Raw genomic sequence first — 13490 nt, 5'->3', positions numbered from 1 at the left:
TGGTTATTTATTTATTGTTTACGAAAGAATTTTTTTCTTTTTCTTCATAAACCAATTCCTCGATTATTTAAAAAGTACGCTAACAGATTTATTCTCATACACACGACTAATCGCATCACTAAGTAATTCTGCGATAGAAAGCTGGGTGATTTTCGGACTTCTTTTTTCTGCTGATATAGGAATGCTATTTGTAACGATTAATTCCTTGATTGATGATTCATCAATCATATCTATAGCATGTTCGGATAAGACAGGATGTACACAGCATGCATAAACTTCTTTCGCACCATTTTCCATTAATGCTTTGGTAGCAATAGTGATACGATAGGAAGTATCTACTATATCATCCACTATAATAGCTGTTTTTCCTTCTATTTTACCCACAATATTGATTTCTCGTGGCCCAATATCTTTAGGTCCTCGTTTATCAATAATCGCAATCGGTGCTTTTAAACGATCAGCTAATTCTCTCGCACGAGTAACGCTTCCGTGATCTGGTGCTACAACTACTACATCATGTGAGAATTCTTTTGTACTTAAGTAATCTGCAAGAATAGGCAATGCCACTAATTGATCTACAGGAATGTTGAAGAAACCTTGTGTTTGTGGTGCATGTAAATCTAATGTAATGACACGGTCTGCCCCTGACTTTTGGATTAAATTTGCAATTAATTTAGCTGTGATTGGTTCTCTCGGTTGTGCTTTTCTATCTTGTCTGGCATAACCATAGTAAGGAATGACTACATTAATGGTATTTACAGAAGCACGTTTTAAGGCATCGATCATGATAAGTAGCTCCATGATGCTTTGATTAACTGGCTCACAAGTAGATTGGATGATAAATACATCTGCTCCACGAACACTTTCTTCAATATTTATTTGAATTTCTCCGTCACTAAATTGTTTCACCGTACAATTCCCTAGTTCGGTTCCTAAGTGCTCGGCGATTTCTTGAGCTAATTCTGGATTAGAGTTCAATGAAAAGACTTTTAGCTTTGTTCCCTTATATGTATTTGGCATGTGCTCATTTCCTCCTATTAAAGTAGTTGTTCTTGTGGTATTACACGTACAAACTTTCTGAATGGTGTTTTTTTTTTGCTTATTTCCATTGTCTTTAACAGTAGTGTTACTTTATTACAAAAAGAGAATATCGAAAGTTCTTTTATAAATAGATACTTTCAAAAAATATATCTATACATATTTTAGGGTAGTACAGAGAGCAATGCAACTGAGTTATAAAAAAAGAAGAAAAGAGCAATTGGATAAATAGAAGTTTGCCTTGTTTGTAATAAAGGGAAAAACATAGAGGAAAGAAATCACTAATACAGGATTGGTGATTCCAGACTGTAGATATTCACCTAAATATAGATTAAGGGGCTTTGGAATGTAGCGTATTTAATGGGGCTTGCGCTGAGCCGCTTTTGGCTTACAGCAGGAGGCTCAGCTTCCTCCCCAAGGGTGCTGAGCGTCTACAGCGTAATGGAACAAACTGATTCTTACAACCAAACTTTTTATAAAACATATATAGTCATTGCTCGTCTTTTAGAATAAGACATTTTGTTATGTCCCATCCTCTATTTAATTCTACAAATCAAATGTTTACACTCTACTAAGAATATTGAATTCGTTTTAGGTTCTTGTATTTCTAATAATCCGTTTTGATAATCACAAAAGCAAAGGTGAATTCTGCCATCGTATATAACCTTTTGACCAGGTTTGATAGTGTTAAACATAAAATCACCCTAAAAAATTATTTCAAAATGAAATAAATGTAAGTACATGGATTGGTACTGCACAAATATATTCATCCTGAGTTGTTACCACCTTAACATACAAAAAGTTAATTGTATATTAATGTTATTTCGCTCTATTTTGTAGCAAACTCTCATATATTCTCTCTTTTTTTAGCGAAGGAAGCTGATGTTTTAAGAGTTCTACACATAAATACCAAGAATAGTCAAAATAATTACAATAAAATCCTATCGAGAAGGTTGATTATCATTTAATATAGTAATTAGGTTTAATTAACGATTTTTTAGGATATGCAGATAAGAGGTGGAAAATGGGGAGGTTTTGGTCATCGAAAAGTGAGATTTGCTTTTAGAGATAAAAAAGTTAAATACATTATTAGTCATAAAAAGAGAGAAATCTCTAAATATTATTAAACGACTTCAGAAGCATTCCACTAATTTAATGTTAAAAAGATCTTTAGCTATTTATAAAAAAGAAATAAATGCCATTTCTAAGAGAAAACAAGAGCTTTGGCATATATATAAACACGGTAAATGAACACTCAGGAATAGGAGTGTTTTTATTTTTGTTTAAATGTTGAAAAAAATCAAAAAACTTATTGACAGTTATTTGGGAGAATGCTATTATAGGTTTTCTTTTGAGAAGGATTTTTTATAATCATGTTTAAAAAAAGGAGGGAAATAGTAATGATTAAAGTGGAGGGAATGAATAAGGCATTTAAAGTACCAAAAAGGGCTTCTGGTTTAGGAGAAGGTTTAAAAGCTCTTTTTAAAAGAGACTACCGTATAATAGAAGCACTAAAAGATATCAGTTTCTCCATAGAGCCAGGCGAGATCGTCGGCTATATTGGTCCAAATGGAGCCGGAAAATCAACTACTATTAAGATAATGAGTGGAATATTGGTTCCTGATAGTGGGGAATGTACCATAATGGGACATATTCCTTGGAAAGACCGAGTGAATTATGTGAAGAAAATAGGTGTCGTGTTTGGACAAAGATCACAGCTCTGGTGGGATGTACCTGTTCAGGATTCTTTTGAACTACTAAAAGACATTTATTCCATACCTCAAAATGAATACATGGAAACATTAAATTTATTAACGGAAACGCTTGATTTACATGAAATTCTTTCTACACCTGTTAGGCAGCTAAGCTTAGGACAACGAATGCGCTGCGAAATTGCTGCTTCACTACTAAATAACCCACAAATACTATTCTTAGATGAACCTACCATTGGCTTAGATGCGGTGAGTAAAATTGCTGTTAGAAACTTTATTAAAACCATAAATAAAGAACGAAAAGTCACTGTTATTCTCACCACTCATGACATGTTTGATATTGAAGCACTTGCAGATCGTGTCCTATTAATAGGAAAAGGAAGTCTATTATATGATGGTAGCTTGCAGGATCTTAGAAAACGCTTTGGTTCACATAAAACAATAACCGTTGACTATCAACCTACTAATCATTTTCTTTCCATACCTGGTACAACGATTCTTAATAGAACAGAAGAACGGGCAATAATTAGTGTAGATACTACACATATATCTGTATCAGAAGTAATAATGAAACTTTCACATTCGTTAGATTTGCTAGATGTATCTGTTTCTGCAGAGCCTATTGAAGATATTATAGTCCAGCTATATAAGGAGTATAAGATATGAAGGGAATAAGTCCTTATTATGCTGTTTTCAGACTACGTTTATTGAATGGGATGCAGTACAGAGCTGCTGCACTTGCAGGAGTGGCAACTCAGTTTTTTTGGGGTTTTATCTACATTATGATTTTTCAGGCTTTCTATTCACAAGTAATCGCAACCCAGCCAATTTCGTTAGAGGATTTGGTTACTTATCTATGGCTTCAGCAATCTTTTTTAGCTCTTATTATGTTATGGTTTCGTGATAATGAGTTGTTTGATTTAATAACAACTGGAAATATCGCTTATGAGTTATGTAGACCGATAGGAATCTATGAGTATTGGTATAGTAAGCTTCTCGCTCAGCGATTATCCAATACATTATTAAGATGCTTTCCTATTTTACTATTAGCTTTTTTTCTACCAGCTTCTTATCGCATGACTCTACCTCCTAATTTTCAGACCTTTATTTTATTTATTATGGCACTTTCATTAGGGTTACTAGTGTTAGTCGCTATTTCTATGTTTATTTATATCTCTGTTTTTATTACTCTATCTCCCATGGGATCTTTACTAATATTTGGTGTATTAGGTGAGTTTTTTGCTGGCATGGTTGTTCCCATTCCATTAATGCCAGAGTGGCTTCAACAGATAGTTTATCTGCTTCCATTTCATTTAACTGCTGATTTTCCGTTTCGTGTTTACTCAGGTAATATTCCAAATAAGGAAGCGCTACAAGGTATTTTCACGCAATTGCTTTGGTTTCTAGTATTAAGCTTTCTTGGTAAATGGACATTAAGAAAAGTAATGAAGAAAGTAATTGTACAAGGAGGATAGAGGGATGAAGCTTTATATAAACTTTTTGAAGATATTATTACAATCACAGATGCAATACAAGACCTCTTTTTGGCTTCTTTCTCTAGGTCAATTTCTAGTTCCATTCACTGTCTTTGCTGGTCTGTATTTTCTTTTTGAACGGTTTGGACAGATAAAAGGGTGGGATTTCCATGAAGTAGCATTGTGCTTTGCTATTATTCATATGTCTTTTGCTATAAGTGAATGTTTCGCGAGAGGCTTTGATAATTTTTCTAGTTTGGTTGTAAGCGGTAATTTTGATCGCTTACTAGTAAGACCTAGAACAACATTTATACAGGTACTTGGCTCAAAGTTTGAGTTTACAAGAGTAGGAAGGCTAGTTCAAAGTGTATTGGTTTTAGTTTGGTCCTTGAGTAATCTTTCTATCGATTGGAATATGCTGAAAGCTGTGACTTTAGTAATGATGATTTGTAGTGGAGTATTTATCTTCACAGGAATATTTATTTTGGCTGCAACACTTTGTTTTTGGACCATACAAGGACTTGAGGTTGCTAATATTTTTACAGATGGCGGAAGAGAAATGGCTCAGTATCCTCTTACCATATACCAAAAGTGGGTAACACGTTTTTTTACTTTCGTCATTCCATTTGGAAGTGTTAATTATTTACCTCTGTTGTTTTTATTAGATAAAGTAGGAGAACATGAAGTGTTATATATGCTAGCACCCATTTTGGGAATACTGTTTATTATCCCTTGTATTTTCATTTGGATATTTGGAGTCAAGTATTATCGATCAACAGGCTCTTAACGGAAATGTTTATCCTCTGTTTAAGGTGGTATAAAATAGTATACCTATTGATTTGATTGGAGGCATTATGATGAAGAAAGAAACAACTACATCCCCAGCAGGGAAAGTACTTGAACCAGATAAAAAACAACAAAAAGATGAGGCGAACAAAGGCCTAAAAGAAACCCATGAACAAGCAAAAGAAACATTCACAGAAGGAACAGCAGATAAGAAGAAGGACGAGTGAAGCAGAGGAAATCCTCTGCTTCTTTTTGTATTTCCACTCCAAAAACATTTTTTTATTCACCCTTACTTTGACTCCTATGTTATCTTCTCATAAGATAATAACTAGAAGGAGAGATTAAAATGAAAATATTGCTTGTTGAAGATGATAAGACCATTGCCACTGGCTTAGAATATAGCTTGAAAAGCGAGAATTACGAAACATACATTTGTCATCAGGTAAAAACCGCAAAGAGTTTACTAGAACAGAAGCTAGATGAAATAGATTTATGCATTTTTGATTTATCTTTACCTGATGGAACAGGCTACGAGCTCTGTGAGTATGTGAAAAGCAAAGGCGATAAACCAGTCATTTTCCTTACAGCATTAGACGATGAAGTAAATGTTGTCATGGGACTAGATATGGGAGCAGATGATTATATCACAAAGCCATTCCGTCTAAGAGAGCTTCTTTCGAGAATAAAGTCTGTACAAAGGCGCTATAATAAGCAACTACAAAACAACCCTATCATTGAGGTGGAGAATCTACGTGTAAATACCATGGAGGGGAAAATTTATAAGAATGGAACAGAGGTATTAGTTACCGCTTTAGAATATCGTTTGTTTCTTATTTTTGTGAACAATCTTGGGCAAGTACTTACACGAAATCAATTACTAGAAAGAATATGGGATGTAGCAGGAGACTTTGTTAATGATAATACATTAACCGTATACATTAAAAGATTAAGAGAAAAGTTAGAGGATGATCCACAAAAGCCAACCATCATTAAAACAATCCGTGGGCTAGGCTATAAGGTGGGTGAGTCTAATTGATTCGAAGTCGTGAAATCAAAATTTTTGTACTCCTTCTACTAATTATTAGCTTGATCTCAGTTATAATCGGTCTTTTTCTTTTTTCCTTATCAGTAGCTGTCTATCTTTTCGTAGTTTCACTACTCTTTATAGGTAGCTTCTATCTCTTTACAAAATGGAGATACCTAGAGCTACAAAAACTATCAACTTATTTGCAGAGAATAGCAAATGGCGATGAAAGTCTCGATATACGGGATAATGTAGAAGGAGAATTAAGTATTTTAAAAAATAATATTTACAAAGTAACATTAATGTTGTCTGAGAATAGTTCGCTATTACATAATGAAAAGTTAAAATTAACAGATGCTATTTCCGATATATCTCATCAATTAAAGACTCCATTAACGTCTATGGTTGTAATGACAGATCTATTAAGTAATTCAGCATTAGAAGAAGAAAAAAGGCAAGAATTTACTCATAATATCTCTATACAGCTTGAAAGAATGGAATGGCTAGTATCTTCTTTACTAAAGCTATCCAAGATGGATGCTGGAACCATTTCTTTTAAAAAAGAGAGAATAAATGTACAAGAACTTGTTCAAAAAGCATTAGAACCAGTTTTAGTTCCAATGGATATTAAGGAACAATCCTTAAATATTGTTGGACAAGAGCCTACTTATTATATTGGTGACTTTAAATGGACAGTAGAGGCAATCATCAATATCTTAAAAAACTGTGTGGAACATACAAAAGAAGGCGGAATGATCACTATTCGTTTTTCAGAGAATGTGTTATTTACCGAAATCATTATACAAGATACGGGAGAAGGTATTTCTAGAAAAGACCTTCCATACATCTTTAAACGGTTTTATAAAGGAGAAAATGCCAGTGAAGAGAGTGTTGGCATAGGCTTAGCCATGGCTTACAGCATAATTAAAAGTCAGGAAGGAGATATTGAGGTTAGTAGTAAACAAGGGGAAGGTACTTCCTTTCATATTAAATTTTACAAACATGTTCATTAATTTTCTTTCCTCTAGTATTTCTTGTGACTGTTTGCTGCTTTTTTCCTACTGATTCCAAACAACAAGATTTGTTGCAAAGTAGGTCTTTCTTAAGTGACTAAATTGTCACTTAACAGTCACTGTATAGTCATCTTTGACAGGTACACTAAACACAATAAGAAATCTGGAGGAGATTGTTATGGAAATTTTAAAAATAGAAAATCTATCGAAAGTATATGGAAAAGGGGAAACAGCTGTTAAAGCACTTGATAATGTTTCTTTTTCTGTAAATAAAGGAGAATTTGTAGCCATTATTGGTCCTTCTGGTTCTGGTAAATCCACGTTGCTTCATATGCTCGGGGGTGTAGATCGACCAAGTAGTGGCAAGGTATTAGTTGATGGAACAGATATTTATTCGATGAATGAAACACAATTAGCCATTTTTAGAAGAAGACAAATTGGCCTTATCTATCAGTTTTATAATTTAATTCCCATACTTTCTGTAGAAGAAAATATTACCCTGCCATTATTATTAGATAAACATAGTGTAGAGCAAGAACAATTTCAAAAAGTAGTGCATACTCTTGGATTGGAAAAAAGATTGAATCACTTACCAAATCAATTATCTGGAGGACAGCAACAGCGTGTTTCTATAGGAAGAGCGATTATTAGCAATCCAGCCATTATGCTTGCAGATGAACCTACAGGTAATTTAGATAGTAAAAATAGTGAAGAAATTATGGAATTATTAAAAATGTTCAATAAAACCTATAATCAAACGCTTATCGTGATTACCCATGATGAGCGAATTGCATTACAAGCAGACAGAGTGATATCTGTAGAAGATGGGAAAATCGCCAAAAATGAGGTGATTCGTCCATGAATATAATGCAAAAACTAACGATTAGGAGCCTAAGGGAAAATAAACGCAGAACATTAGTGACAATTATTGGGGTTATTATTTCTGTTAGTATGTTAACAGCTGTTGCTACTCTTGGAGTTTCTTTCATTGATCTATTTAAAAGGCAAAGTATGGCGACAGACGGTGAATGGCATGTTCAATACAAAGGAGTAAATAGTGAACAAATAGAAAAGATCTCAGAAGACACGAACACCGACAAAGTTATACTATCAAACGATTTGGGTTATGCGAAATGGAATGATGCAACAAATGAATATAAACCATACTTGTTTTTTAAGCAATATAATGAAAATGGCTTTAAACAATTTCCAGTGACTTTAAAAGAAGGTTCTTTTCCGAAAAAGGAAAATGAACTATTGATTTCGGAAGAAGTTGTGAGTAATTCTAAAGTAGAGTATAAAATAGGAGATCAGATTACTGTTGATATAGGTGAACGAACACTAGCAATAGGTGATAGTGAAGAAATATTAGGTCAAGATAAATATCTACAAACAAATGAATTGGGAGAATCTCTTGAGCAAATCAATCATACAACGAATAAAACATTCACTATTGTAGGGATAATGGAAAGACCAAATTGGGAACCGTTCCAGTCACCTGGCTATACTGTCATAAATTACTTCGATGAAAGCACAGTAAGTGAGTCAAGTAAGGTAACAGCTAGTGTGCTTTTAAAAAAGGTGAATTCTAAGTTATATAAGGATTCAGAGAAGCTAGCTGACGAGCTAAAGATAGAGAAGATCACCTATAATAGTGAGCTTTTACGCTACTATGGTGTCTCTTCTAGTGAAGGTTATACAAGAATGATATACTCGCTTGTAGCCATTATAATGGTAGTAATTATCATTGGATCTGTAGCGCTCATTTATAATGCATTCGCTATTAGTGTATCAGAAAGAGCTAGACACTTAGGAATGCTATCAAGTGTAGGAGCAACAAAGAAACAAAAAAGAAACTCTGTTTTCTTTGAAGGTACCATTATTGGAGTAATTAGTATTCCTTTAGGTATTCTTGCTGGAATCAGTGGAATTGCTATAACATTTGCATTAATTAATAAACATTTAATGGATATCTTAAATACAACAGAAGCATTAAAGGTAGTAGTAACACCGTATTCTATTATCATTTCATGTGTAATCTCGATATTAACGATTTTTATCTCCACTTATCTACCAGCAATAAAAGCTTCTAAAATTTCTGCAGTAGATGCAATAAGACAAACACAGGATATAAAAATGAAAGGCAAAAAACTGAAAACAAATAGATTTGTTTTTAAGCTATTCGGATTAGAAGCTGAAATAGGATTGAAAAATTTAAAGAGAAATAGAAGAAGATATCAAACAACCGTTTTCTCTTTAGTTGTGAGCATTGTCTTATTTTTAACCGTTGCATTCTTTACAGAAAATATGAAGAAATCAGTAGATGTATCCCAAAAAGATCAAAATTTTGATATTTCCATTCAAGCAGGTTCCAATGTATCAGATGAAGAATTGCTGTCTATGGCAAACGTATCAACCATAACCTCTAGTAGCTTGGTAAAAGAAGTCTACTTATCAACATACTTAACAAGTGATCAAGTAGGTAAAAGTAACAGGTCTTATTTTAATAATGATAAGTATTCAAGTTCTATAATAGATGGGAAGCTTGGATATAGTGTCAACATGGTTACTCTTACAGATAAGAATTTTAAGCAATACGCTGAAAAAATTGGAGTAAATGCTGAGGAATATTTACAACCTAATAATCTAAAAGGAATTGTCATAGAAAAAGCTTCTTATTTTGATCCTAATAGCGAAAAATTTGTAGAAGAAAAGGTAGTAGAATTAAAAGAGGGAGATTCCATCGATTTATATCAATATGATGATAGTGATGGAGAAGAGAAAATTTTTAATTCAATTGAAATTGGCAGTTTTGCGAATGAAAAGCCTCTGGGAGTTAGTGGTGATCAGCAGTGGTTGTTAACGATGATTGTTACAAATACTGTTGCAGAGCAAATACTGAACAATACGGAAATAATTACTACTCCTACTTTATATATGAATAGTGATGCACCACTGAAAGCACAAGAGGAATTAGATGAATTGAAAACTGGAAATATGTATATTCATAATTTACAGCAGCAACGTGAACAAGCGGAACAAATGATTCTTTTCATTTCTGTTTTTACGTACGGCTTTATCTCTCTTATTTCTCTTATTAGTATTGCAAACATATTTAATACGATTTCTACTAGTATTTCTCTTCGTAAAAGGGAGTTTGCTATGCTTCGATCAGTAGGGATGACACCGAAAAGCTTTAACAAAATGATTCAATTTGAGAGTATGTTTTATGGAATTAAAGCACTATTATATGGCTTACCATTAAGTCTCTTAGTAATGGTTTCTATTTATTGGTCTCTTAGCAATACCTTTACGTATGGTTTTGAATTGCCATGGGGAAGTATGTTGTTAGTTGTTGTCGCTATCTTTCTTATTGTTGGATCAGCAATGCTGTATTCTACAAGTAAGATAAGAAAAGAGAATATAATAGATGGCTTGAAGCAAGAGAATATTTAAACGGAAAGCAGTTAGCGAGGGAGAAGGACCTTCGTTAACTGCTTTTTTATAAAGAGTAACATTAATTAAATAGTTGTAAGCGTTCTATAATCATGTTATAGTAAGTTTACGTAAACGTTTACGTTAAAGGGTGAAACAAATGACAATAACTATTAAAGATATAGCGAAAATGGCAAATGTGTCTACTGCTACTGTTTCAAGAGTATTAAATCAAGCAGGCGGTTATAATGAGGAAACGAAGAAAAAAATACTACAAGTAGCTGATACATTAGGCTATAGAAGAAACGAAATGGCTAGAAGCTTAGTGAAAAAAAGCAGTAATTTGATTGGCATTATTATGCCAGATGTGTCTACTATCTTTTATGCAGATATTGTTAATGGGATAGAGAATGAAGCACAAAGGAATGGATATAACGTTATTCTAGCACATGCAGGCGATAAAGGAGTAAGAGTAGTAGATTGTTTAAAGATGATGGAAGAAAGAAAAGTAGATGGACTAATTATAGTGTCTATTCTTCTAGAGAAAGAACAGATTAAAGCACTGCAATCCTTAAGTGTTCCATTTATTCTGATCTCTTCTGATACAGAGGATGGGGTAATACCATTTATCAAAGTAAATGATTTTGAAGCTTCTTATGCTGCAACAGAGTATTTAATAAGAAATGGGCATAGAAAAATTGGTCTTGCTGGAGTCGATCCTTTAGATCGAGTAGCAGGAATTCCTAGAGTGGAAGGATATAAAAAAGCATTACAAACTAATTCTATACCATTCAATCAAGACTATATTTGTTATGGAGATTATAGTTTTTCTGCTGGAAAAGCAAGCTTAAAAAAATACTTAGAAAAACAATTTGACCTCACTGCTGTTTTTGCTGTGAGTGATGAAGTAGCATTAGGGATTATTTCTGCGGCATATGAAGCAAGTATACAGATACCTAAGCAGTTATCTGTAATTGGATATGATAATACAAGAGTAGCTGAAATGGCTATTCCAGCATTAACGTCAATGGAGCAGCCATTTTGGCAAATGGGAACAATGGGTTGTAGAAAAATAATCGAAGCTATCCAAGATAATAAGACAATTATATCTGAAGAATTTCCGTTTCAACTTATAGAGCGGCAAACTGTAAGTACAAGGGCTTTAAATTGAAACCTTTGTACTTACACACCAGTCGCTTATTATTTTACACAATACGTAAACGTTTACGTATTGCGTCCTAAAAAAGGTTTTATATCATATGCAAAATAGTCCAATCTAATAATAGAAAGTAGGAGATTATATGGAAAAGAAATGGTGGCAAACTTCTGTTGTATATCAAATATATCCAAGAAGTTTTCAAGATAGTAATGGAGATGGAATTGGTGATCTAAGAGGAATTATTAATCGCCTAGACTATCTACAGAATTTAGGGATTAATGTTATATGGCTAAGCCCAGTCTATAAATCTCCTAATGATGATAATGGCTATGATATTAGTGATTATCAGGATATAATGGACGAATTTGGAACAATGGAAGATATGGATGAATTGATTAAGGAAGCGGAAAAAAGAGAAATTAGAATAGTGATGGATTTAGTAGTAAATCATACTTCTGATGAGCATAAATGGTTCGTAGAAGCTAAAAAAGGTAAAGATAATCCATATCGAGATTATTATATTTGGCGCGATCCTGTAGAAGGAGAAGTCCCCAATGATTTAAAATCAATCTTTAGTGGCTCTGCTTGGGAGTATGATCAAGATAGTGGTCAATATTATTTACATTTGTTTAGTAAGAGACAGCCTGATTTAAACTGGGAGAATGAAAAAGTACGTGAAGAAGTATGGAATATGATGAATTTCTGGTTGGATAAAGGCATAGGCGGTTTTCGTATGGATGTTATTGATCTTGTTGGGAAACAACCTGACTTAGGCATAACAGGAAATGGACCTAAACTCCATGATTATTTACAAGAAATGCATGAAAAAAGCTTTGGGAATTACGATGTATTAACAGTAGGAGAAACATGGGGAGCTACTCCTGAAATTGCCAAATTGTATTCGAATCCTGCACGTAAAGAGTTATCCATGGTCTTTCAATTTGAACATATTGGATTAGATCAACAAGAGGGTAAGGACAAATGGGATCTGAAACCATTGGACATCGAAGAATTAAAAGCAATATTAGCTAAGTGGCAAACATCTCTTGGAACAGAAGGATGGAACAGTTTATTTTGGAATAACCATGATTTACCGAGAATTGTTTCAAGGTGGGGGAATGATCAGGAATATCGTGTAGAAAGTGCTAAGATGTTTGCTATTTTACTGCACCTAATGAAAGGCACTCCATACATCTATCAAGGTGAAGAAATAGGAATGACAAATTGTCCGATTTCAGATATTAGTGAAGTGAATGATATTGAAAGCATCAACATGTATCATGAGCGAATAGAACAAGGATATACGAGGGAAGAAATACTTCGATCAATAAATGCAAAGGGAAGAGACAATGCAAGAACTCCTATGCAATGGGATGAGTCTCTAAACGGAGGATTCACAACAGGAACTCCTTGGCTTCATGTGAATCCCAACTATAAAAATATTAATGTAAAAGAAAATGTAGCAAACTCACAGTCAATCTTTCATTGTTATAAGCAATTAATACAATTACGCAAAAATCATCCTTTAATCGTTTGGGGAGAATTTGAATTATTGAAAACCTCCCAAGATATTTTTGCATATACAAGAACATTGGAAGAAGAAAAGTGGTTGGTTATTGCTAATTTCAGTGACCAAGTAAATCAGTTTACTTTACCGAATAGCGGGAAGCATAAGGAAATAATAATAAGCAATTATCCAAGGAAACAGGTAGATCTTCAACAAGTAACATTACAGCCATATGAGACATTTGTAGTGAAATTATAAAAATAAAGGGGAATACAAGGGCTGAGCTTGTATTCCCCTTTTTTTATTTTTTGTTTAAGAGAGAGTGGAAGAAAAGAGGTACA

11 protein-coding genes are annotated in these 13490 nt (G+C 33.5%); 10 read left to right on the top strand and 1 reads right to left on the bottom strand.

Annotated elements, in window-relative coordinates:
- Window positions 1-63: 63 nt before the first annotated feature.
- Window positions 64-1020, bottom strand: coding sequence for a ribose-phosphate diphosphokinase (locus F9279_RS18090; protein ID WP_152115582.1), 957 nt, complete (start codon window positions 1018-1020; stop codon window positions 64-66).
- Window positions 1021-2438: 1418 nt separating this feature from the next.
- Here F9279_RS18090 and F9279_RS18085 point away from each other — a divergent pair.
- From F9279_RS18085 to F9279_RS18040, 10 genes are all read left to right on the top strand, one after another.
- On the top strand, window positions 2439-3416 hold the full coding sequence (locus F9279_RS18085) for an ATP-binding cassette domain-containing protein (protein ID WP_152115580.1): 978 nt from the start codon (window positions 2439-2441) through the stop codon (window positions 3414-3416).
- Window positions 3413-4225, top strand: a complete 813-nt coding sequence (locus tag F9279_RS18080) for an ABC transporter permease (RefSeq protein ID WP_226793683.1) — start codon at window positions 3413-3415, stop codon at window positions 4223-4225. The genes F9279_RS18085 and F9279_RS18080 overlap by 4 nt, the downstream gene beginning before the upstream one ends.
- A gap of 4 nt (window positions 4226-4229) precedes the next feature.
- Window positions 4230-5012 carry an ABC transporter permease gene (locus F9279_RS18075; protein WP_152115579.1) on the top strand — a complete coding sequence of 261 codons (783 nt, stop codon included), beginning with the start codon at window positions 4230-4232 and terminating at the stop codon, window positions 5010-5012.
- 70 nt (window positions 5013-5082) lie between these two features.
- Entirely contained in the window at window positions 5083-5238 is a 156-nt protein-coding gene (locus tag F9279_RS18070) for a YozQ family protein (RefSeq protein WP_226793680.1), read from the top strand.
- Window positions 5239-5357: 119 nt separating this feature from the next.
- Window positions 5358-6047, top strand: a complete 690-nt coding sequence (locus F9279_RS18065) for a response regulator transcription factor (protein ID WP_152115575.1) — start codon at window positions 5358-5360, stop codon at window positions 6045-6047.
- The gene (locus F9279_RS18060; RefSeq protein WP_152115573.1) at window positions 6044-7048 is read left to right on the top strand and encodes a sensor histidine kinase; all 1005 of its coding nucleotides are present in this window, start codon (window positions 6044-6046) and stop codon (window positions 7046-7048) included. The genes F9279_RS18065 and F9279_RS18060 overlap by 4 nt, the downstream gene beginning before the upstream one ends.
- 178 nt (window positions 7049-7226) lie before the next feature.
- Window positions 7227-7910: an ABC transporter ATP-binding protein gene (locus F9279_RS18055; protein ID WP_152115571.1), complete on the top strand. Its 684-nt coding sequence runs from the start codon at window positions 7227-7229 to the stop codon at window positions 7908-7910.
- A complete protein-coding gene (locus tag F9279_RS18050; RefSeq protein WP_152115569.1) occupies window positions 7907-10504 on the top strand; it encodes an ABC transporter permease in 2598 nt (865 codons plus the stop codon). Before F9279_RS18055 ends, F9279_RS18050 begins: the two co-directional genes overlap by 4 nt.
- A gap of 139 nt (window positions 10505-10643) precedes the next feature.
- The gene (locus F9279_RS18045; protein ID WP_152115567.1) at window positions 10644-11654 is read left to right on the top strand and encodes a LacI family DNA-binding transcriptional regulator; all 1011 of its coding nucleotides are present in this window, start codon (window positions 10644-10646) and stop codon (window positions 11652-11654) included.
- Between the two features lie 130 nt (window positions 11655-11784).
- A complete protein-coding gene (locus F9279_RS18040; RefSeq protein WP_152115565.1) occupies window positions 11785-13407 on the top strand; it encodes a glycoside hydrolase family 13 protein in 1623 nt (540 codons plus the stop codon).
- The last annotated feature ends 83 nt before the right edge of the window (window positions 13408-13490 follow it).

It is taken from the genome of Bacillus sp. B1-b2, from assembly GCF_009183415.1.
Lineage (GTDB): Bacteria > Bacillota > Bacilli > Bacillales > Cytobacillaceae > Niallia.
Note: the sequence above shows the minus strand (reverse complement) of the source record. Positions and strands in the feature narration are given on the sequence as shown.

Coding starts and splice junctions, on each gene's coding strand:
- F9279_RS18090 (WP_152115582.1), bottom strand. CDS start 1,020: ATGCCAAATACATATAAGGGAACAAAGCTAAAAGTCTTTTCATTGAAC.
- F9279_RS18085 (WP_152115580.1), top strand. CDS start 2,439: ATGATTAAAGTGGAGGGAATGAATAAGGCATTTAAAGTACCAAAAAGG.
- F9279_RS18080 (WP_226793683.1), top strand. CDS start 3,413: ATGAAGGGAATAAGTCCTTATTATGCTGTTTTCAGACTACGTTTATTG.
- F9279_RS18075 (WP_152115579.1), top strand. CDS start 4,230: ATGAAGCTTTATATAAACTTTTTGAAGATATTATTACAATCACAGATG.
- F9279_RS18070 (WP_226793680.1), top strand. CDS start 5,083: ATGAAGAAAGAAACAACTACATCCCCAGCAGGGAAAGTACTTGAACCA.
- F9279_RS18065 (WP_152115575.1), top strand. CDS start 5,358: ATGAAAATATTGCTTGTTGAAGATGATAAGACCATTGCCACTGGCTTA.
- F9279_RS18055 (WP_152115571.1), top strand. CDS start 7,227: ATGGAAATTTTAAAAATAGAAAATCTATCGAAAGTATATGGAAAAGGG.
- F9279_RS18050 (WP_152115569.1), top strand. CDS start 7,907: ATGAATATAATGCAAAAACTAACGATTAGGAGCCTAAGGGAAAATAAA.
- F9279_RS18045 (WP_152115567.1), top strand. CDS start 10,644: ATGACAATAACTATTAAAGATATAGCGAAAATGGCAAATGTGTCTACT.
- F9279_RS18040 (WP_152115565.1), top strand. CDS start 11,785: ATGGAAAAGAAATGGTGGCAAACTTCTGTTGTATATCAAATATATCCA.